The sequence below is a fragment of the Bacillus sp. MM2020_4 genome (assembly GCF_011250555.1).
Classification (GTDB): domain Bacteria; phylum Bacillota; class Bacilli; order Bacillales; family Cytobacillaceae; genus Neobacillus.
Genome location: NZ_JAANMZ010000001.1, coordinates 163,511 through 184,405, shown reverse-complemented (window position 1 = coordinate 184,405; position 20,895 = coordinate 163,511). Strand labels below are relative to the sequence as shown.

The window sequence follows — 20,895 nt, the reverse complement described above, 5'->3', positions numbered from 1 at the left end:
ACATAAAAACCAATCGTTAAAAAAACGACTGAGAGTATTAAAATTCTACTAAGAGTCCGCAGAGGCATTCACCCTCTCTTTTAGTATTTCTATTATTTTATGTATGGGTAATTTAATTATATCACCAATATCCAGAATAGTAATAATCATTAACAAAAATGTCTGATAATAAATAAAGCAGGTACACTATGCACCTGCTGGTTGTTAAATATTATCATTCAAGTAAATAAATTTAGTATTGAACACCATTATAGTTTTGCTCAGATATTTCAGTCAGCGCTTCTTTTGCTTGATCATCTGTTAATTCGCTTATGGCAAAATCACCGAGTGAAACAATTCCTAGTAACTTTCCATTTTCCTCCACCGGTAGTCTTCGAATTTGATGCTCTGCCATCAACTTTGCCGCATCCCTGCTAGAAGTATCGGGAGTTACTGTTACAAGTGTTTTACTCATAATATCTTCTACTTTTGTTGAACCAGGATGTTTTTCAGCAACACCTCTGATGACAATATCTCTGTCTGTTATCATACCAACAAGTTTTTCCTCGTCAACAATAGGAATAGCGCCAACATTTAGTTCCTTCATTTTTACTGCAACCTCATACATATTATCTAATAATGTACAGCACTCCACATTATCAGTCATAATCTCACGAATTTCCTCCATGTCACGATCCTCCAGAAAATTATTTCATTATCAATACTATGGTTATCAAACCGCGAATAATTTATTCGAGTGAACTATCCATTGCAAGTTGAAACATTTTCAACTATTATTAAAATGAACTATAATTGCTATACTACCAATATAGGGAAGATCGGTAAGGCAATCGTTTTAGGAGGGTTAATAATGAAATTTGAGAATACGGGACTAGAAAAGTTAAAAGCGGAATTAAACCGCTTAGACGAAGTCATGCATGAACATGGTTTGGTCCGGGCAGGACAATGGGATTACGAGCGTGTTACATACGATCGCAAGTTTGAATTAAAAGAGGGCATATATTACCTTCGTGTTCAAGGTTATGCGCTTGAAGGGGACGTCGATACGTTCAAGGCAACCATACAATTAATGACACCATTTTTAGGTAAACATTATTATCCGCACGGAGTTGAATACGGCGAAGGTGAGAATTTCCCTGCCTCACTAGTAAACCAATGCAAGAAGATTCTCGAAACCGTTAAAGAAGATGTTAGTAAGTTTGCATTATAATTACGGATTAAATGAGGGTGCATGACTTTGCACCCTCATTTAATTTTGTTAAAAACCAAGAATCGCTTTGATCATCGAGGTCGTTTGACCGCCATGATAAAAAACATATAACAATAGGTAGACAGCTACACCCGTAATCGCTGAAAAAAACCAAATGATACTCGTGATAGGACCAAGCTTACGATGGATGGATAATTTATTCTTAAACCCGGTCAGGATGGAGACAATTCCAAATAAAGCCCCAATTGTCGCTAGCGTAATATGAAAGACTAAAAATAACGTGTAATAAATCTTCATCTCTTCCGGTCCGCCAAAAGCAGTGTTCCCAATAAAAATCGTTCGTGAGGCATAAATAATAAAAAAGATAAGTGCAAAAACCCCAGCAATAAACATAGTCTTTTTGTGGGCCTCAATTTTCCTTTGTTTTATTTGCCACCATCCAATCGCTACAGTTAGGCCGCTTAAAACAATAAAGGTGGTACTGATTGTTGGTAAAATCGGTAACGAATTCATATAGTTCCTCTCTTTTTACATATTCTACCCTCATTTTAGTGGAGTTCCCTATCCTTTTCAATAAATACAGAAGTTTTCAAAAAAAACCCCCATATGAAATGGGAGTTTATTCAACAAAATGAGGATTTAACATTTGCTTTTTCATTTCGCGTTCTGAATCTTCTTGATCTTTACGGTACCATTCAAAAAATACTTGGGCTAATACAACAGCATAAATGATTTCTTGAATAATCTTCATGACAACCCCACCAAGACGTTGATCATCAACCAGTGACATCGAACTAAATAACTCTGGTCCACTCAAGTTCAAATTTGAAAATACTGATGGTCCGACGCATAAACTCATTACCTGCCCCCAAACTTTTGGGTCGTGATAGGTTGCATAAAGGGAGACATCCGAAAAAATAATCAAGGCGCAAGCCGGTGTGATTAACATACTATTGGCAAATAAAAAAGCAACTTTTTTAATTCCGCTTAATGGCTGATATTCTGGAAGCGGGCTGATTAATGACCACCACATAAAAACGGCCAATACGAATAAAAGAATCGAGTACCCGCCATGGTAAAATCGATTTTGCATAACGTGATCAAAAATGATCGGAATGTGGTAAAAGGAAAAGAAACCATTAAATAGAAGAATTCCAATAACCGGTTTCGTAAAAAGCCGAAATAAAGAATTGATTATTTTAATCTCAACTACACTTCTCCAAAGCCACTGTGGAATTGATAAAATAAACAGTGGTGGGATCAATAATACAAAAATAACCATGGAAATCCCATGAACATAAAACATGAGATGGCCCATTAAATCGAGCGGTGAACCTTTAATGGCATACAATAATATCATACCTGTCAAGAACATCGCAGCTTGTTTCACCGTCAATGGTTCACTATCACGAAACCTTGATCTAAATGGAATTGTCATGAGAAAATAGCCAATAGTCAACGCAACTAAGATTAGTAAAAAGTACGGGCTCCAAAGGGCTTTAAATCCAAATATATCTAGTGGTAGCACCTTGATATCACCTCAATCTTTAGTAAAAGAATCCTTGCCTCTATTATAGCCAGAGAAAATTGTGAGTGCAAAAAATTGAATTACACAATAATACTTAAAAAGAAAATCGGCATAACGCCGATTTTCTTCTTTTCCCTTACCACCAAACAATGGTAAGAAATGTCAATATCGCAGTAAATCCAACAAAGACTCCTGAAAACAGAAACAATTGTGGAGCTTCATGCCCTTTATGACTCATATGCATGAAGTAAAATAATTGAAAAACTACCTGGACTGCCGCTAGTAGAAGGATAAAAGGTACTGTAAACCATGAAGTAAATCCTTCGATTGCTACTGATGCAAAAGCCACTAGCGTTAAGAAAATCATCAGGGCAAAGGAAATAATTTGATAGCGCATTTCCTCTGCACTTTTCTTGCGGCGATATTCTAAATCTACACTTGGGTTACCTGAGTTTAATGGCTGATTTGACATGTTATCCCACCATCCCCATTAAATATACTACCGTAAAGATAAACACCCATACAACATCGATAAAGTGCCAATAAAGGCTGGCAACATAGAACTTTGGAGCATTGTAAAGGCTTAAACCGCGTTTAGAGTTTCGAATCATTAAGCTTAAAATCCAACATAATCCAAAAGCAACGTGTGCGCCATGGAAACCAACTAGTGTATAAAAGGCAGAACCAAATGCACTGCTTGTAAAGGTATGATGATATTCATGGACATAATGTGAAAATTCATAAACCTCAAGGCCTAAGAATCCAAGGCCTAATAATACTGTAAGGCCAAGCCAGACCATCATTTTTTTAAAGGCAAAGTTTTTCATATGGTACATTGCATATACACTTGTTAACGAACTTGTTAATAATAACATGGTTGCCACAAATGTAAGTGGTAATTCAAATAAATCCTTTGCCAAGTGCTGACTTGCATCTGGTACCTTATCCTTTAAAGCAAGATAGGTAGCAAAGAGAGAGGCGAATAAAACTGTCTCTCCCCCTAAGAATAACCAAAAACCTAAAAATTTATTTTTTGCTTCAAGGGTGGATTTCTCCGGTGCCGCAGGCCATGTTTCGTACGTCATTTTCTCTTCAACATGCATTATGCCTTAGCCCCCTTTTCTTCTTGCAATTCTTCTTTATGAATATGGAAACCATGATCATCTTTAATAGAACGAATAAACATAGAACCAAATGTTATAAGTAATCCAATAATCATCAGTGGAAGTGCCCATGCTACTTTATCTACATGGTACATTGCCCCAAATGCAGCAATGAACAATCCAAGTGGAATCATGAATGGAATAAAGGATGAATTCGGCATATGGATATCACCTAATGGCTCCGCCGGTGTCATACCTTTTTTACCTTCCATTTTTTCTAACCAGTAGGCATCTAAGCCGCGAACTAACGGAAGCTGCTTAAAGTTATAAAAAGGTGGTGGTGACGGAATAGACCACTCAAGTGTTCTTCCATCTCCCCATGGATCGTTGCCAACTTTAACATTTTTCACTGATGTCATAATAATGTTATAAAGCATAACTAGGACACCAACGGACATAAAGGCAGCGCCGATCGAACTAATCATATTCGATGTGTCAAATCCTTGTCCCGGAAGGTATGTGAAAACACGACGAGGCATGCCCCATAGCCCTAAGAAATGTTGGATAAAGAATGTTAAATGGAAGCCAATAAAGAAGAACCAGAAAGTGATTTTTCCTAATGTTTCATTTAACATAGTACCAAACATTTTTGGCCACCAAAGATGTGTTGCTGCTAAAATTGCCAATACAACCCCACCAACGATTACATAATGGAAGTGGGCTACAACAAAGTACGTATCATGATATTGATAGTCAGCAGCTGCCGTTGCAACCATTACCCCCGTTACACCACCGCAAACGAAGGACGGAATAAAGCCAAATGCATAATACATTGGGGTCGTAAACTTAACGCTTCCTCCCCACATCGTAAAGAGCCAGTTGAAAATCTTTATGCCTGTAGGTACACCAATCGCCATTGTAGCAACAGCAAAGATTGCGTTGGCAACAGGACCTAGACCGGTTGTGAACATATGGTGTGCCCAAACCATGAAGCCTAAGAAACCAATCAACACAGTTGCAAATACCATCGATGAATATCCAAAAAGACGTTTTCTTGAAAAAATTGAAAATATCTCTGAGAAAATCCCAAAAGCAGGAAGTACCAAGATATAAACTTCAGGGTGTCCAAAGATCCAGAAAAGATGCTCCCAAATAACCGTGTTACCACCCATCGTTACATCAAAGAAATTAGCTCCGAACAAACGGTCAAACATCATGAGTGTAAGACCCACTGTAAGCGGAGGGAAAGCAAACAAAATCATGGCAGATGCAACAAATGTTGTCCATGTAAACAACGGCATCCTCATATACGTCATACCAGGTGCCCGCATGTTAATGATGGTAACAAGAAAGTTAATCCCACCTATTAAGGTACCTAGACCAGCAATCTGCAATCCTAGTACATAAAAATCAATTCCGTGTCCCTTTGAGTGTAAGGCAAGTGAGGCATAAGATGTCCAACCTGCATCAGGGGCACCACCTAAAAACCAAGAAAGGTTAAGGAAAATCCCTCCGAAAAAGAATAACCAAAATCCTAAGGCATTTACAAATGGAAAAGCAACGTCACGTGCACCAATTTGTAAAGGCATAACCGCATTCATAAATGCAAACAAAAGCGGCATAGCGGCTAAGAAAATCATTGTTGTTCCATGCATGGTGATTATTTCATTAAATGCACCTGCACTAACAAAGTCATTATTTGGTACTGCAAGCTGGATACGGATAAATACTGCTTCAAGTCCGCCCACTAAGAAGAAAAATCCGCCTGCGATCAGATAGAGGATAGCAATTTTTTTATGGTCGACAGTTGTTAAAAAGTCCCATAATGTTCCGCCAAATCCCTTTTTTTGAGCAATGGTACTCACAATTTTACCTCCCTTTCAACCGATTCCCCTTATTCCTGAACCTTTAAGCCCATCAGATATTCTGCTAACGCATCAAGTTGATCATCTGACAAATCTTGATATTTACCAGTCATCTGGTTACCTGGCTTATATGTTTCAGGATTTTTGATCCAATTTTTTAAATCTTCCTTTTTATGATCTAAAATACCTGCAACACGGGATCTGTCACCAAAATTGGTTAAGTTTGGTGCAAGACGTGCTGTTTCTGGCATTTTATTTGCAGGCGTGACAGCATGACAGCCAATACAGCTTTGATTAAAGATATCCTGTCCTTCTGCAGCTAAATCTGTTTGTGCTTTTTGCGGTTCTTTTACATCCTGCATCGCAGATACCCATGAATCAAATTTATCACGGCTCATTGCTTTTACTTTAAAGTCCATTAAAGCATGTGATGGACCACAAAGCTCTGCACATTTTCCGTAAAAGAGATTTCCAGCTTCATTTGCACGTTTATCATCAAATTCTAACCAGAATTTATTAATATTGTCAGTATTCATATCTAATTTTCCGCCAACAGCTGGAATCCAAAATGAGTGCTTAACATCCAAAGACTTTAAGTTGAAATAAACCTTTTCATCCGTTGGTACGACTAATTCCTGACTCGTCACAATCTTCTGACCAGGATATTCAAAATCCCACCAATATAAATGTGACCTTACATTAATAACTAACGCTTTTGTATCTTTTTTATCCATTTCTTTCACATCAGCAAGTTTGAATGTTGCAGAAACAGTTGGTACAGCCAAAATTAGAAGCAAAAGGATAGGAATTGCCGTCCATAATATTTCTAATGTATGACTTCCTTCAACTTGCTTAGGAATTTTATCATCTTTTCTTCTAAAACGAACCATTATAATAACAAAAATAAGCATTACTACAATGATTACTCCCACCATGACATAGGTGCTTAACTTCATTAAACCATATTGCATGTCAGCAACTTCACCGGCTGGTCGGAGTGCGGAAACATATCTTTCACCGCTACATCCGGAAAGTATAAGCGCTAAGATCGCAAACAACGAAGTCAAGCGCCATTTCGCAAGCCTTTTCATAGCTTAATCAAACCCCTCTTTCACTAATGAATTCTAAAAAATTGTGTTTGGTCGAAGAAGTATGTAAGACGATTCTTCCCTTTTATACGACGGAAAGAATCGTAGACAAAACTAAATTAGCGTAACTATAACCATCGCTACAAAAATAATAGTTAAATATTGCAAAGAATAAACAAACATTAGCTTTGCCCACTTAATATCATCTTTGACCCTATATCCATAAATCCCTAATGCCAGCCAACCAATATTTAAAGCGGTCGCAAGAATTAGAAATGGGATTCCTAATTTGGTAAGAAAAAACGGTATGGGTAAGAGCAAAGCTACCCATATGACAATATGAATTTTGGTTGTTTTGAAGCCCTTCACAACCGGGAGCATCGGAACACCCGCTGCTTTGTATTCTTTCACTCTCCTCATGGCAAGTGCATAAAAATGAGGAGGTTGCCAAACAAACATAATAACAAACAATGCCCAGGCCATGATGTCAAGATTTGCATCAACTGCTGCCCATCCGATTAACGGTGGCACCGCACCTGAAATACTTCCAATGATTGTATTCGAAACTAATTGTCGCTTGGACCACAGTGTATAGAGGAAAACATAGCTAAAAACTCCAAGCAGTCCAATTACTGTTGCAGTCATGGTTGTAAAGAATAAACACAGTGTTCCCAGTCCTATCAGTAAAATACCTAATCCAAGAACTTTTCCGGGTACTATTTTTCCCGTAACAGTAGGTCTTGTTTTCGTTCTTTCCATCAAATGATCAATATCACGATCAACATAATTATTGACTGCACAAGAGCCTGCAATAATGAGGGAAGATCCTGCCACAGTAAAAAATACAATATCTAAATTACTTAGAAAGCTTTGGCCTGAAAAATGAAGTGCAAGCCAAAGACCTGTAAATGTGGTAATCAAATTAGAATTCACAATTCCAATCTTGATAAGGGCCATGAAGTCTTTCCAAGCTGAAGTCTTTTCCAATGATGTATGTAGGCTCGCAGCGCCATTTTCTATGGCAGCGTCTCCATAAGCCTTTGTGTTAGACATATATTTCTCCTCCTAATCCTTACTACCAAATATTAACCAATCGAGGGGATATAAATACAAAAGTTATTTTTAAATGTCTCCACTATTAATTTTGTCCGATAATATTATGTAAAAATCAATTTTTAAAAAATGTAGTGATTTTTAAAACACTTTCTCTGTATATTAAATCACACTTTCAGGTATTTTTGTGAACTTTTTTTGAATAATTTTTGACTAAATTGTGACAGAATTAAATATTTGTTGAAAACTAGCACAATTACCAATCATAACTCTTTTCTTTCGTATCCATTCATATTATATTCATGAAAAGCCTAGAGTAATTAACCCAAATATATATTAATTTATATTACTTTTAAAAAATAATGATTCTAAATAAAATACCTATATATATATTTCTAACAGACTCAAACTCAAGTTTCAACTGTTTTCACTATAATAATAGTGAAAAATATTTATTATTCATCAGGCACCTATATTAATTAAAAGTAATCTAAAAATCTATGCGTAAATCCTGTTCTTTTTCTTTTTTTTTCGTTATGATAGGTAAGGACTTTTACATCTAGTTATTTTTCACTCATTATACTGTCAGAATTATCCATTGACAAATTATTGAACTTTTTAAGAGGTGAATTTTTTGCGACGTTCTTTGAAGTGGTTGGCTGTTGCAACTACAATCGGAATGATATTTATTTTAATTGGCGGGGCATTAGTAACAAAGACTGGTTCTGGAATGGGCTGCGGAAGATCGTGGCCATTATGCCACGGGAAATTTCTTCCTTTGGAAATAACCCCTGAATTAATGATTGAACTTGCCCATCGGCTTGTCTCCGGTGTGGGTGGTATTATGGTTCTCGTTCTTTCAGTTTGGTCGTGGAAGGCAATCGGTCACATTAGGGAAACCAAATTTCTTTCCATACTTTCCTTTTTCTTTTTACTATTACAGGCATTGATTGGAGCAGCTGCCGTCAAATGGGGCCAATCAGGTTTTGTTCTTGCCTTGCATTTTGGTATTTCTCTCGTTTCTTTTGCGGCTGTCCTTTTATTGACACTACTGATTTTTGAAATTGATAAAAAATTTGATGCAGATAAGGTCATCATTGACAAAAGGATGGGCTTCCATATTCTTGGTGTATCCATCTATAGCTACCTTGTCATTTATACAGGCGCACTAGTCCGACACATGAAAGCAAGCCTCATTTGCCGAGATTGGCCTCTATGTTTAAACGATGCCCCTTCATTACCGTCCAATATTTATGAATGGGTGCAAATGGGACACCGGGCTGCTGCAGGGCTAATCTTTATCTGGATTACCTATATTTTTTATTTAACTATTCGCCATTACAAAGAACAAAAGGTACTTTATTATGGATGGATGATCTCTTTTATCCTTGTATCATTACAAGTGATAGCAGGTGCTTTCATCATCTTTAGCAGATTAAACTTATATATTGCGCTGCTCCACGCCTTCTTTATTACCTGCTTATTTGGGGTCTTAAGTTATTTTTTATTGTTATATTCTCGTTCAAAAAGAAATCATCAATAAAGAAACTGCCGGTGAAAATTCTCCCGGCAGCTTTTTTTATGATTTAGTTAATTCAAGTAATAGGTCTCCTGTCAGAATTGCGTCTCCGCTTTTCACATAAATATCCTTAACAATACCGGAAAAAGGAGCTTGAACCGTCGTTTCCATTTTCATCGCCTCTGTAATCATTAAATGATCACCACGTTCCACCTTCTCCCCTTTTTCGACGACAACTTTTATGACTGTTCCTGGCATAGAAGCAGACAGATGTTCATCGTTTTTCGGATCTGCTTTTAATCTAGAAATCACAGAGGATTTAATACTTTCGTCCTTAATCACAACTTCCCGCGGCTGCCCATTTAAATCAAAATAGACCACTCTTGTGCCATCAGCCTGAGGCTGACCAATTGAAACAAGTTTCACAATTAATGTTTTACCTGTTTCAATTTCTATTTCGATTTCTTCACCCAACCTCATCCCGTAAAGGAAGGTCGGGGTATCAAGCATGGAAATTTTCCCATAAAGTTCTACCGTTTTCATAAATTCCATAAATACCTTTGGATATAAGGCATAAGAAACAATTTCATGGGCTGTTACTGTTCTGCCAAGCTCTGCGAAAAGATCCTCCTGAAGTTTGGTAAAATCTACTTGCTCTAGAAGTTCACCAGGTCTCGCTACTAAAGGCTTCTTTCCTTTTAATATGACCTTTTGAAGCTCGCTAGGAAATCCTCCATATGGCTGTCCCAGGTATCCCTCAAATAATTCCACAACTGAGTCTGGAAAATCGAGCGAATGTCCCTTTAATAATACGTCATCTTCTGTTAACTCATTTTGAACCATGAATAATGCCATATCCCCGACAACCTTTGATGAAGGTGTCACTTTGACAAGATCACCGAACAGGTTATTCACACGGGCATACATGTCTTTAACTTCTTCCCACTGCTCACCAAGGCCAACTGCCTTTGCTTGTTGTTGAAGATTACTATACTGTCCGCCAGGCATTTCATGCTGATAGACTTCTGTATGAGGTGACATCATCCCACTCTCAAAGTCCTGATAATATTTGCGGACATCCTCCCAATAATACGATAGTTTCTCGAGTGCCTCGATATTTACCTTTGGCTTTCGTTCAGTTCCTTCTAAAGCGTAATATAATGAATTAGCACTAGGCTGTGATGTTAACCCTGCCATAGTACTTAATGCCGTATCAACAATGTCAACCCCACCTTCGATGGCACGGGCATAAGTAAAGATTCCATTTCCACTTGTATCATGGGTATGAAGATGGATTGGGATCTCAACTACTTCTTTTAATTCAGTCACTAAACGGTAAGCTGCTTCCGGTTTCAACAGGCCCGCCATGTCCTTAATTCCCAATATATGGGCTCCCTGCTGTTCGAGTTCTTTAGCAAGATTTTTATAATATTCAAGATTATATTTGGCCCTTGATGGGTCTAAAATATCACCCGTATAACAAATAGAGGCCTCTGCTATTTTACCCGTCTGCCGCACTGCATCGATGGCAACTTCCATTCCTTTTACCCAGTTTAAGCTGTCAAAAATCCGGAAAACATCAACTCCGGCAGTAGCGGATTGGTTAACAAACTCACGGATTAGATTATCGGGATAGTTTTTATAGCCCACTGCATTGGCCCCCCGAATGAGCATTTGGAACAGAACATTTGGGATGTTCTCCCTGAGTGTTAACAATCGATCCCATGGATCTTCTTTTAAGAACCGATAGGCAACATCAAACGTTGCTCCACCCCACATTTCAAACGAAAATAAATCAGGTAATAATTTGGCTGTTGGTTCCGCAATATGCATGATATCTGTTGTCCGCATCCTTGTCGCTAACAATGATTGATGCGCATCGCGAAAGGTGGTATCCGTTAATAAAACCTGTTTTTGGTTTTTAACCCATTGAACAAGTCCGTCCGCTCCATACTTATCTAAAATTTGCTTCGTACCGTCTTGAATGGGTAAATCATATTTTAAAGCTGGAATTCTTGGTTTAGAGAAAACAGGCCTCTTCTTTTTCTCAATACCTGGGAACCCATTTACCGTTACCGTTCCAATATAATTTAGCATCTTCGTCCCTCGGTCTTTACTAACAGGGAATACGAATAGCTCTGGGGTTGTATCAATGAAAGAGGTATCATACTCTCCATTCCGAAACTTCTCATGCTTGACCACATTTTCTAAAAACGGAATATTGGTTTTAATTCCCCTTATTCTAAATTCTTGTAAATTACGAACCATTTTTGATGCAGCTTGTTCAAATGTCAATGCCCATGTTGAAAGTTTAACTAACAATGAATCATAATAAGGTGTTATAACAGATCCTTGAAACCCATTTCCGGCATCGAGGCGAACCCCAAAGCCGCCTCCAGAGCGATAGGCCATGATTTTCCCTGTATCAGGCATAAAATGATTAAGCGGATCCTCAGTGGTAACACGGGACTGGATGGCAAATCCGTTCAATTGGATTTTTTCTTGTTCTGGTATGTTAATGATTGGCCCGTTTAACTCATGGCCCTCCGAAACCAATATTTGTGTTTGGACAATATCAATACCTGTTACTAATTCGGTAACCGTGTGTTCAACTTGAATACGTGGGTTTACTTCAATGAAATAGAAATCATTTCCGGCCACAAGAAACTCAACAGTCCCTGCGTTAAGATAATTGACATTTTTCATCAATTTTACAGCCGCATCACAAATACGTTTCCGTAAGTCATCCGAGATGGATACACTTGGGGCAACTTCAACTACTTTTTGATGGCGTCTTTGAACTGAACAATCGCGGTCAAATAGATGAACAATATTTCCGAAGCTGTCACCAATTATTTGAACCTCAATGTGTTTAGGTTTTTCAATTAATTTTTCAAGATAAACTTCATCATTTCCAAATGCCGCTTTTGCTTCAGATTTTGCCCGATCAAACGCCTCCCGAACTTCTCCATGGTTTTTAACAATTCTCATTCCACGTCCACCCCCGCCAAGCGAGGCCTTAATAATAATTGGGAATCCGTGTGCATCTGCAAACTCTTCTACTTCCATCACATTATCAACAGGCCCTTTACTACCAGGAATAACCGGAATATCGGCAAGCTCTGCCTGTTTTCTTGCTTTTACCTTATCACCAAACATATCCAAGTGCTCAAGCGATGGGCCGATAAAAATAATTCCTTCTTCTTCACACCTTCTTGCAAAATGAATATTTTCAGACATGAATCCATAACCTGGGTGGATGGCATTCACACCGCTTTTTTTAGCGATGGCAATAATTCCATCTATGTCCAAATAGGCATCAATTGGTTTCTTTCCTTCCCCAACTAAATAGGCTTCATCCGCTTTATAGCGATGGTAGGCTCCTGAATCTTCTTTAGAATAAATCGCAACAGTGCGAATATTCAGTTCAGTACAAGCGCGAAAAACCCTTATTGCAATCTCTCCCCGATTGGCAACCAATACTTTATTTATCTGTCTTGTCACGTAAAGCACCTTCTATTCTCTATGTATTTTTAAAAACGCAAGGGATTACTTGTCCCCCGCGTCTTAATTAATGTAATATACCTTTCCATCTTGGGAATTTTTCTTTTTAACCCCATGTTCTTGTTTATCTTTATATTTTTTTTCATATTTAGTAAACATAGAAACATTTACAAGTATCCCAGTTGCAATCCCTAGCATTAACAATGAGGAACCACCGTAGCTTATATATGGGAGCGGGACACCCGTTAACGGAATTAACCCAGACACACCTGCAAGATTAATAAAGGTTTGGATTCCAATCATACTTGAAATCCCAATGGCCAACAGGCTGCCAAAAGGATCCTTACATTGTAAGCCGATATATATTCCACGAAGGACGACGTAGCCAAGAAGGAAAATAACGAAACCAACACCCCATATCCCTAGTTCTTCAGCAATTACTGCCATAATGAAATCGGTATGTGATTCCGGTAAATAGCCAAGCTTCTGGATACTTCTACCTAGACCCAATCCATTTACACCACCAGATCCAATCGCAATGTATGAATTTGCTAGATGAAATCCTTCATCTTTTATATATTTTTCAGAAAAGGGGTTCTCCAATACAGCAAAACGACTTAATTGTTCATCAGAAAAGAACTTTCCCCACGATACTAAAATAATCGGCAGAAGGATGATTAAGGCCAGAATGACTAATTTTGCTATACTTTTAAAATTCATTCCGGAGCACAAAATGATCATACTGGCGATGACCATTATAATAAATGCTGTTCCGAAGTCTGGTTGAAAAATAATCAACGCACAAACGATAAAAAGATAAACTAACGGCGGGAGAACGCCTTTATTAAATTGATTGATATAGGCCTGTTTTTTCGCATAAACGGCTGCCAAGTAAATGATGACAGCAAGCTTTACAAATTCTGAAGGTTGAAATAAAAATGAACCAATTTGGTACCAGCTTTGTGCATTGTTCTTTACCTGTCCAAACATAAACAATCCTAAGAGCAAGACAATCGAGGCTAAAACGATCAAAACCAGAATCTTGGTAAACTTCATAATTTTATACGGAACAATCGCCATAAAAAGGAAAATCATCGTAAAAGCTAAGAGCCAGACTTTTTGTTTTTGGTAAAAATAATCACTTTGATACCCATACCTTTGTACGGTTGATGCCATACTTGAACTATAAATCATCACAAGTCCGAATGTACAAAGCAGGATGATGGCAATAATCAGGGTATAATCATATGATTTCAGTATTTTTTTAACCATGTAAGACGTCCTCATTTTCAAAATTGATATATAAACTCTATTATAATAGAAAATGAATGATATGACTTGAGGAAAAGTGGATTTGTTATAATATTTTAATAAAGAAGATTCTGAAACTTAATATGTTTAATAAAAAACCCAAACAATTAGGTGAATTGTTTGAGTTTTTAAGTCATTATTTTTTCAAGGATGCATCGTGTAGACCCGATAATTCTTTCTCTAATTGAGCTAGAATCGCTTTACCATCCTTACCATCTATTAAGCCTAATCGAACAGCAAAGTCTATTTCCCTAGATAAACCAAACATTTGTGTATCCAATACCTCTTCATAAAGAGGGCATTGAGGCATCGTGAGATTGTCCATTTGCACTTTGATAAGCTTTAATATTTTTTCAGCATCAGCCTGTAATAAAGCCAAGGCTTTTTCCTGGTGATTCACGATCATTTCAGACGCCACCATTGATCCCCCCGTTTCAGAGCGATTATTCAACTTATCTATAAATTTTACCGTTTACAAGTTTAAATTGCAAGAACAATGAAGGATTTTGCAAAACATATGTTACACCTATGACATTCCACGCAAAAAAAGATATACTTAAGCTTGTTAGAACCTGAGGGGGATGGATAATGGAAACAATTATGAGTATATCGGGAAATGTGAAATATCCTATTACACTTGATCCAGGGGTCTGGATTTTTGATGACCGTCGGATTGATTTGACTACTTATTTTACAAAGGAAAAGGAAAAATCTGATTCAGTTGAGGCATATACCAAGGCTGTTTCAAAGCATTGGGATCGTGAAATAATGGAAGGGGCCGTCTTTCCGCCGACATTAAAAACAGAGAAGAAATTTTTAAAAGAAAAAGTATTAACAGGTACCTTTGGTATACCTTTAAAGCCATTTTTATTAAATGCAGAACCTGCAGGTGATGCAGAGACCCTGATTGTACATACAACAAATGGTGAATATGAGTTTTCTCTTGAAAAAGCCTATGGGTTCATTTTAGGATTTTCAAAAAATGGCCAACCTTTATCTTCTGACGGCCCAGTACACATCCTTTATCCCGATGGTTCGAATCAGGATAACCCCATAAAAAATGTAATGGGGTTTACATTGAAATAGACGGGTGCCTCTTGGCGCCCGTTTATTCTCACAATAAATCTGCTGCAAGCCTCGCAAGCCCAGACCGCTCCCCTTTTAATAATTTTACATGACCGGAAATGTTTTGATCTTTAAATTTTTCAACGACGTAGGTTAATCCATTGTTATAGGCATCAAGATATGGATGATCAATCTGTTCCGGGTCACCCATTAAGACAATCTTACTGCCCTCACCTACCCTAGTTAAGATGGTTTTTACTTCATGCTTTGTTAAGTTTTGTGCTTCATCAATAATAATAAATTGCTTCGGTAAGCTTCTGCCCCGAATATATGTTAAAGCTTCCACTTCGATTGATCCCATCCCAGCTAAGATGGCATCAAGTTCGCCAGGCTTTTTTGTATTAAAGAGAAATTCCAAATTATCATAAATGGGCTGCATCCACGGCCTAAGCTTTTCTTGTTTTTCCCCCGGCAGAAATCCTAAATCTTTCCCTACAGGTACAATGGGTCTAGCCACTAATAGCTTTTTATACTCCCTAAAATCCTCCGTGTGCATTAAACCTGCAGCGAGAGCAAGCAATGTCTTCCCAGTCCCTGCTTTACCGGTTAGGGTAACAAGTGGAATATCTTTTCGTAATAACAATTCTATCGCCATTGTCTGTTGGACATTTCTTGAATGAATGCCCCAGACATGCTCTTGATTTAGCGTTAATTTCCTTACTTTCTGACTAGTTTTATCCACCATCCCTATTGCTGATGCGGAACCGCCAAGAATATCCTTCATTAATAGGAATTGATTGGGGTAAAATGGGTGGTTTGCAACCTCTGACAGTGATAACTCACCCTTTTCATAAAAACGGCCTAATAATTCAATTGGCAGAAGTAACTCAAAAAATCCTGTATAAATATGTTCAATTTCTACCACACGGTCGTTTAAAAAGTCTTCTGCGGTCAATCCAATTGCATCTGCTTTAACCCTAACTAACGCATCCTTACTAACAATAATAACCGGCTTACCATCTTCTTTTGCTTGCTCTTCTAAAAATAAATTTTTTGCCACCGCTAGAATCCGATTATCATTTGTCTTTTCTACAAAAATATCCTGAAGTTCATGAAAGGAACGATGGTTTAATTCGATTCTAATCGTTCCACCCCTATCGAGAGGAATTTTTTCATGCAGCTTCCCTGAGGCCCTAAGGCCATCAATTAGTCTTGATACATGTCTCGCATTTCTTCCCACCTCATCCATGTATCTTTTCTTTGAGTCCACCTCTTCAAGAACGACTGCGGGAATAACAACTTCATTATCTTCAAAGGAAAAAATGGAATACGGGTCTTGTAATAAGACGTTTGTATCTAACACGTATATTTTACTCAAAGCGACGCCTCCTGCTTCACTTGGTGTCAAGCTTGTAAATTCAGTTCAATAACCCTTTGCTAGATTGGACTTTGGTAAAATATATGTTTATTGGAATAAAGATAGAAGACGTTTCACACAATAATTGTTAATGAGACCATATGATCAATCTTCATGGAGGAGGTTTTAAAATGAAAAAACTATTGTTAACCATCCCAATATGTTTACTCTTAGCTGGTTGTACTACCGATAAACATAAAGAGATTGCCAAAAGTGAAAATAACTCCTTAGTAAATGTAAAAAATAGTTATATTGAAAGTGTGGACACGAAATCAGGGCAGGAAATTTCAAAACGGTTAGTAACGCTCGCAACAAGTATACCAAATGTAAATGATGCAACTGCCGTAGTTTTAGGGAAATATGCCATTGTTGGGATTGATGTCAATGCAAAAATTGACCGATCACAGGTTGGCTCCATTAAATATTCAGTTGCGGAGAGCCTGCGAAAAGATCCATATGGTGCCAATGCTGTTGTTGTCGCCGATGCGGATACAACCGAACGCTTAAAGGAAATTCAGGCGGATATAAAAAAAGGCAGACCTATACGAGGTATTATGGAGGAGCTAGCCGATGTGGCAGGGCGATTAATGCCGGAAATACCTGGTGATTTAATCACACCTAGTCCCAAAAATGCAACAGAGAAGCCTAATAAAAAACTTCCAGAAAATGAACAAGAAAAACTTAACAAGGAACAAAAAGATCAATCCAATCATCATAAATAAGAAAAGCAGAAGCGCCTTTTTATCAAAAAAAGCTTAGTTTTCACTAAGCTTTTTTCATTGCTTCCATTACTTGTCGGTCCAATTTTTCGGCAGCATTTTTATCATAGGTTTTATCATACTGTACTTCAGTGACAATTTTGGATCCGTAAAACATGACATCCCTTACTTCTTGTATAGTCACTTTTACTAATGCGAGCTTTAATGGAACATCCTGTAATCTTTCTTCTTTTAGCTGTGCATCCCCTTGAATCGAATATGTAGATTCATTTGCAATTAAATTAATAACTACCTTGTTATTTTTATGAATGTTTTCTAAAATCCGTGAACGATTATCAACCGCAAAATAGATGGTGCTTTCATCTATTGCCATCACCCAAGAAATTGCACTAACATTTGGTCCGCCTGTCTCATAATCAACTGTTGCCAATGTAACAAAACGTTCTTTCTGCATTTCATCATATAATGGCTTAATTAGCTTTGGCTCTACTTGATTTGCCATTTTTACAACCCCTTTATTTTTCCTTGACTGTTTGAAAACAGATATTCTCATATTACTACTATCCCTTTTTTTCATCAACTCTAACCCAATTGATTACATGTTGTGTTCACACATGTTATACTATAATACAAACATTCAGATTTTAAGAAAGAATTGATGAGGTGGCTTCATGAGAGTAAAGTGTGTCATTTGCGATAAAATTGAAGCGATCGAGGATGAATCTTTAACAGCGAAACGTCTTCGTAATCGTCCAATCCATACATATATGTGCGATAACTGCAGCACTAGAATAACCGAAAAAACCAATGCCCGAATTGATACTGGTAATTTCCGCTTATATCGGACCAAATTGGAAAAAGATGAATGGTAAGGACACTAGCCGCTAGGGCGCTGGAGCTAGACATTTCTCAAAGTCAATAACGATTGGTTCTTATTTACAAAAAGTGCTGGCCCATTACGAAAACAGGCCAGCACTTTTTTTATTCCACTATTGGATATTCCTGATACTTTTCAGGTTCTTTGTTAATTTGGTCCAGCATGATTTCAATTAACTCACGCGGGTAGCGTTGTTTTTTAGTTTCTTCACCTTGTTGATAGGAAATATAATACATCACATCATCTTTTGTTGTTTCAATAGATGATACATGATGCTCATTTGTTAACATTTCTTCAAAGAAATCTCGAGTTTCCTTTGCTGCAGAATCATCAGGACGAGCATCGCAGACAATCTTTATCGTTAGCCAATTATATAGTGCATCCTGTAAGGAATTCATTTACTTAAACCCCCGTTATTTTGCTTCCGCATGATTCTTTTCCGATTGGTAACGGCGGATTTTATAAATGATTAATAATACCGCCGCTACACCAAGCCCTTCAGCAATTGGCAATGCGTAAGAAAAGAACAACATGATCAGGCATCCAACGCAAAGGCTGACATAGACGACAATGTTTTTTAACAGAGGCAATTTTTTTGCAAAGCCTAATCTGTAGACAATAATGGTTAAAATGACAATAAATAAATATTGGAGTAACACACCAGTTTCTACATCACTTTGTGATACAGGTGAATTACCTGCAACAAGCTCAATAAAAAATCTTAAACTAGGGGAGAATGATTTTAAATCTTCCACAGCGTGCACCTCATTAATTAACTCATTTCAGCATATTTTTTCTTTTTAGCTGATTTTTCACGTTCATTTTTATCTAAAATTTTCTTACGTAGGCGAATAGATTCTGGTGTTACCTCACAATATTCGTCATCATTTAAATATTCTAGCGATTCTTCTAATGTCATAATACGTGGTTTTTTAATAACTGATGTTTGGTCTTTATTGGCTGAACGAACATTTGTTGCCTGCTTCACTTTTGTGATATTGACTGTAATGTCATTTTCACGAGTGTTTTCACCAACAATCATTCCCTCATATATCTCCGTGCCTGGTTCAACGAATATCGTACCACGATCCTCTACCTGCATAATACCATATGTCGAGGCTTTTCCAGACTCCATTGAGACTAAGACACCTTGATGTCTTCCGCCAACTTGACCCGCAAGCATTGGCTGGTAGCTGTCAAAAGTATGATTAATAATTCCATATCCACGTGTCATGGTTAGGAATTCAGTAGTATACCCAATTAAACCACGTGCAGGGACATTAAAGATTAACCTAACTTGACCAGAACCATTATTAATCATATCAAGCATTTCACCTTTGCGCGCACCAATTGACTCCATAACAGAACCAGTATGTTCTTCAGGAACGTCGATTTGCACTCTTTCTACAGGCTCACAGCGAACGCCATCAATAACTTTAACAATGACCTCAGGTTTTGAAACTTGAAGTTCATAGCCTTCACGGCGCATATTTTCAATCAGAATAGATAAATGAAGTTCACCACGGCCGGAAACAATCCAAGCATCGGGTGAGTCTGTGTTTTCAACCCGTAAACTTACATCTGTGTGTAATTGTGCAAGAAGTCTTTCTTCAATTTTTCGTGAAGTTAAATATTTTCCTTCTCGTCCAGCAAATGGACTATTGTTTACGGCAAAAGTCATTTGCAGTGTCGGTTCGTCGATTCGCAAAATTGGTAATGCTTCTTGGTGCTCAATTGGACAAACGGTTTCACCAACATTAATATCTTCCATACCAGATACCGCTATTAGGTCACCAGCTTTTGCTTCTTGAACTTCCTGACGTTTTAGGCCAAAGAATCCGAAGATTTTGGTGACACGGAATTGTTTTACACTACCATCTAATTTCATTAAAGCAACTTGTTGACCAACTTGCATCGTGCCACGGAAAACACGCCCAATGCCGATTCTGCCGACATAATCGTTATAATCTAGAAGAGCTACTTGGAATTGTAATGGCTCTTCACGATTATCAACTGGTGCCGGAATATATTCAACGATGGCATCATACAATGACTGCATGTTTTCATCCTGTTGTTCAGGATTGACGCTTGCCGTACCATTTATGGCTGATGCATAAATAACAGGGAATTCAAGCTGATCCTCCGATGCATCAAGTTCAATAAATAAGTCGATTACTTCATCAATTACTTCTGCTGGACGAGCAAAGTCACGGTCAATTTTATTTACAACGACAATCGGTGTGATTTTCTGCTCCAATGCCTTTTTAAGAACAAAACGAGTTTGCGGCATACATCCTTCATAAGCATCTACGACAAGTAATACTCCGTCAACCATTTTCATAATCCGCTCAACCTCGCCGCCAAAATCAGCGTGTCCCGGAGTATCTAAAATATTGATACGGGTATCTTTATATTGTACCGCTGTATTTTTAGCAAGGATGGTAATTCCGCGCTCTCTTTCTAGATCATTAGAGTCCATTGCCCGTTCTTCCACATGCTCATTTGAACGAAACGTTCCAGACTGTTTTAATAATTGATCCACCAACGTTGTTTTCCCATGATCAACGTGTGCAATGATCGCAATATTACGAATATCATTTCTTATTTTCAAAAATTTCCACTCCTGCCTATATTCA

The 20,895-nt window shown here is 37.7% G+C and carries 21 protein-coding genes; 5 read left to right on the top strand and 16 right to left on the bottom strand.

The genetic code is table 11. From position 1 onward, the window contains the following. Positions 1–232: 232 nt before the first annotated feature. Positions 233–667 (bottom strand): CBS domain-containing protein, encoded by a 435-nt coding sequence (locus tag G6554_RS00935; protein WP_166237821.1) that lies wholly within the window; start codon positions 665–667, stop codon positions 233–235. 183 nt (positions 668–850) lie between these two features. Between G6554_RS00935 and G6554_RS00930 the strand changes: the two genes are divergently transcribed. Further along, positions 851–1,210: a YugN family protein gene (locus tag G6554_RS00930; RefSeq protein WP_166237818.1), complete on the top strand. Its 360-nt coding sequence runs from the start codon at positions 851–853 to the stop codon at positions 1,208–1,210. A 48-nt stretch (positions 1,211–1,258) separates the two neighbouring features. Here G6554_RS00930 and G6554_RS00925 read toward each other — a convergent pair whose 3' ends face one another. The 7 genes from G6554_RS00925 to cyoE all read right to left on the bottom strand — a co-directional run bounded on the left by G6554_RS00925 (position 1,259) and on the right by cyoE (position 7,847). Continuing rightward, a complete protein-coding gene (locus G6554_RS00925) occupies positions 1,259–1,723 on the bottom strand; it encodes a DUF420 domain-containing protein (RefSeq protein WP_166237816.1) in 465 nt (154 codons plus the stop codon). A 106-nt stretch (positions 1,724–1,829) separates the two neighbouring features. Then, a complete protein-coding gene (gene ctaG, locus G6554_RS00920) occupies positions 1,830–2,738 on the bottom strand; it encodes a cytochrome c oxidase assembly factor CtaG (protein ID WP_166237814.1) in 909 nt (302 codons plus the stop codon). Positions 2,739–2,874: 136 nt separating this feature from the next. Continuing rightward, positions 2,875–3,210, bottom strand: coding sequence for a cytochrome c oxidase subunit IVB (ctaF, locus tag G6554_RS00915; protein ID WP_166237812.1), 336 nt, complete (start codon positions 3,208–3,210; stop codon positions 2,875–2,877). A 1-nt stretch (position 3,211) separates the two neighbouring features. Next, on the bottom strand, positions 3,212–3,841 hold the full coding sequence (locus G6554_RS00910; RefSeq protein WP_166237810.1) for a cytochrome c oxidase subunit 3: 630 nt from the start codon (positions 3,839–3,841) through the stop codon (positions 3,212–3,214). Next, a complete protein-coding gene (gene ctaD, locus G6554_RS00905; RefSeq protein WP_166238129.1) occupies positions 3,841–5,709 on the bottom strand; it encodes a cytochrome c oxidase subunit I in 1,869 nt (622 codons plus the stop codon). The genes G6554_RS00910 and ctaD overlap by 1 nt, the downstream gene beginning before the upstream one ends. Positions 5,710–5,735: 26 nt before the next feature. Further along, positions 5,736–6,797, bottom strand: a complete 1,062-nt coding sequence (coxB, locus tag G6554_RS00900; protein WP_166237808.1) for a cytochrome c oxidase subunit II — start codon at positions 6,795–6,797, stop codon at positions 5,736–5,738. A gap of 111 nt (positions 6,798–6,908) precedes the next feature. Continuing rightward, complete coding sequence (gene cyoE, locus G6554_RS00895) at positions 6,909–7,847, bottom strand: heme o synthase (protein WP_166237806.1); 939 nt, start codon at positions 7,845–7,847, stop codon at positions 6,909–6,911. Between the two features lie 634 nt (positions 7,848–8,481). Here cyoE and G6554_RS00890 point away from each other — a divergent pair. Then, positions 8,482–9,390: a COX15/CtaA family protein gene (locus G6554_RS00890; RefSeq protein ID WP_166237804.1), complete on the top strand. Its 909-nt coding sequence runs from the start codon at positions 8,482–8,484 to the stop codon at positions 9,388–9,390. Between the two features lie 36 nt (positions 9,391–9,426). On the opposite strand, the gene pyc is transcribed toward G6554_RS00890, so the two are convergent. The 3 genes from pyc to G6554_RS00875 form a co-directional block, all read right to left on the bottom strand. After that, positions 9,427–12,870, bottom strand: a complete 3,444-nt coding sequence (gene pyc, locus G6554_RS00885) for a pyruvate carboxylase (protein ID WP_166237802.1) — start codon at positions 12,868–12,870, stop codon at positions 9,427–9,429. Positions 12,871–12,933: 63 nt separating this feature from the next. After that, positions 12,934–14,142, bottom strand: coding sequence for an FtsW/RodA/SpoVE family cell cycle protein (locus G6554_RS00880; RefSeq protein WP_166237800.1), 1,209 nt, complete (start codon positions 14,140–14,142; stop codon positions 12,934–12,936). A gap of 175 nt (positions 14,143–14,317) precedes the next feature. Further along, positions 14,318–14,599 (bottom strand): Fpa/YlaN family protein, encoded by a 282-nt coding sequence (locus G6554_RS00875; RefSeq protein WP_166238127.1) that lies wholly within the window; start codon positions 14,597–14,599, stop codon positions 14,318–14,320. Between the two features lie 170 nt (positions 14,600–14,769). Between G6554_RS00875 and G6554_RS00870 the strand changes: the two genes are divergently transcribed. Beyond that, positions 14,770–15,267 (top strand): peptidyl-prolyl cis-trans isomerase, encoded by a 498-nt coding sequence (locus G6554_RS00870; RefSeq protein WP_166237798.1) that lies wholly within the window; start codon positions 14,770–14,772, stop codon positions 15,265–15,267. A gap of 28 nt (positions 15,268–15,295) precedes the next feature. Here the strand turns inward: G6554_RS00870 and G6554_RS00865 are convergent, their stop codons facing one another. Next, complete coding sequence (locus tag G6554_RS00865) at positions 15,296–16,624, bottom strand: PhoH family protein (RefSeq protein WP_166237796.1); 1,329 nt, start codon at positions 16,622–16,624, stop codon at positions 15,296–15,298. Between the two features lie 170 nt (positions 16,625–16,794). Between G6554_RS00865 and G6554_RS00860 the strand changes: the two genes are divergently transcribed. Next, entirely contained in the window at positions 16,795–17,385 is a 591-nt protein-coding gene (locus G6554_RS00860) for a YhcN/YlaJ family sporulation lipoprotein (protein ID WP_166237794.1), read from the top strand. Positions 17,386–17,428: 43 nt separating this feature from the next. Here G6554_RS00860 and G6554_RS00855 read toward each other — a convergent pair whose 3' ends face one another. Then, the gene (locus G6554_RS00855) at positions 17,429–17,884 is read right to left on the bottom strand and encodes a pyridoxamine 5'-phosphate oxidase family protein (protein WP_166237792.1); all 456 of its coding nucleotides are present in this window, start codon (positions 17,882–17,884) and stop codon (positions 17,429–17,431) included. 169 nt (positions 17,885–18,053) lie between these two features. Here G6554_RS00855 and G6554_RS00850 point away from each other — a divergent pair, with 169 nt between their 5' ends. After that, positions 18,054–18,254, top strand: coding sequence for a YlaI family protein (locus tag G6554_RS00850; RefSeq protein ID WP_166237790.1), 201 nt, complete (start codon positions 18,054–18,056; stop codon positions 18,252–18,254). A gap of 109 nt (positions 18,255–18,363) precedes the next feature. Here G6554_RS00850 and G6554_RS00845 read toward each other — a convergent pair whose 3' ends face one another. Genes G6554_RS00845 through typA form a run of 3 tightly spaced genes read right to left on the bottom strand, consistent with a single transcriptional unit; the run spans position 18,364 to position 20,870 of the window. Continuing rightward, positions 18,364–18,657 carry a hypothetical protein gene (locus G6554_RS00845; protein WP_166237788.1) on the bottom strand — a complete coding sequence of 98 codons (294 nt, stop codon included), beginning with the start codon at positions 18,655–18,657 and terminating at the stop codon, positions 18,364–18,366. A 15-nt stretch (positions 18,658–18,672) separates the two neighbouring features. After that, entirely contained in the window at positions 18,673–18,972 is a 300-nt protein-coding gene (locus G6554_RS00840) for a YlaH-like family protein (protein WP_166238125.1), read from the bottom strand. A gap of 59 nt (positions 18,973–19,031) precedes the next feature. Next, positions 19,032–20,870: a translational GTPase TypA gene (gene typA / locus G6554_RS00835; protein WP_166237786.1), complete on the bottom strand. Its 1,839-nt coding sequence runs from the start codon at positions 20,868–20,870 to the stop codon at positions 19,032–19,034. Positions 20,871–20,895: the final 25 nt, after the last annotated feature.

Excerpts from the sequence above, each read along its gene's own strand:
- G6554_RS00925 (WP_166237816.1), bottom strand. The coding sequence starts at position 1,723 with ATGAATTCGTTACCGATTTTACCAACAATCAGTACCACCTTTATTGTT.
- G6554_RS00860 (WP_166237794.1), top strand. The coding sequence starts at position 16,795 with ATGAAAAAACTATTGTTAACCATCCCAATATGTTTACTCTTAGCTGGT.
- G6554_RS00910 (WP_166237810.1), bottom strand. The coding sequence starts at position 3,841 with ATGCATGTTGAAGAGAAAATGACGTACGAAACATGGCCTGCGGCACCG.
- G6554_RS00845 (WP_166237788.1), bottom strand. The coding sequence starts at position 18,657 with ATGAATTCCTTACAGGATGCACTATATAATTGGCTAACGATAAAGATT.
- ctaF (WP_166237812.1), bottom strand. The coding sequence starts at position 3,210 with ATGTCAAATCAGCCATTAAACTCAGGTAACCCAAGTGTAGATTTAGAA.
- G6554_RS00930 (WP_166237818.1), top strand. The coding sequence starts at position 851 with ATGAAATTTGAGAATACGGGACTAGAAAAGTTAAAAGCGGAATTAAAC.
- G6554_RS00935 (WP_166237821.1), bottom strand. The coding sequence starts at position 667 with ATGGAGGAAATTCGTGAGATTATGACTGATAATGTGGAGTGCTGTACA.
- G6554_RS00850 (WP_166237790.1), top strand. The coding sequence starts at position 18,054 with ATGAGAGTAAAGTGTGTCATTTGCGATAAAATTGAAGCGATCGAGGAT.
- G6554_RS00880 (WP_166237800.1), bottom strand. The coding sequence starts at position 14,142 with ATGGTTAAAAAAATACTGAAATCATATGATTATACCCTGATTATTGCC.
- G6554_RS00855 (WP_166237792.1), bottom strand. The coding sequence starts at position 17,884 with ATGGCAAATCAAGTAGAGCCAAAGCTAATTAAGCCATTATATGATGAA.
- G6554_RS00870 (WP_166237798.1), top strand. The coding sequence starts at position 14,770 with ATGGAAACAATTATGAGTATATCGGGAAATGTGAAATATCCTATTACA.
- coxB (WP_166237808.1), bottom strand. The coding sequence starts at position 6,797 with ATGAAAAGGCTTGCGAAATGGCGCTTGACTTCGTTGTTTGCGATCTTA.
- cyoE (WP_166237806.1), bottom strand. The coding sequence starts at position 7,847 with ATGTCTAACACAAAGGCTTATGGAGACGCTGCCATAGAAAATGGCGCT.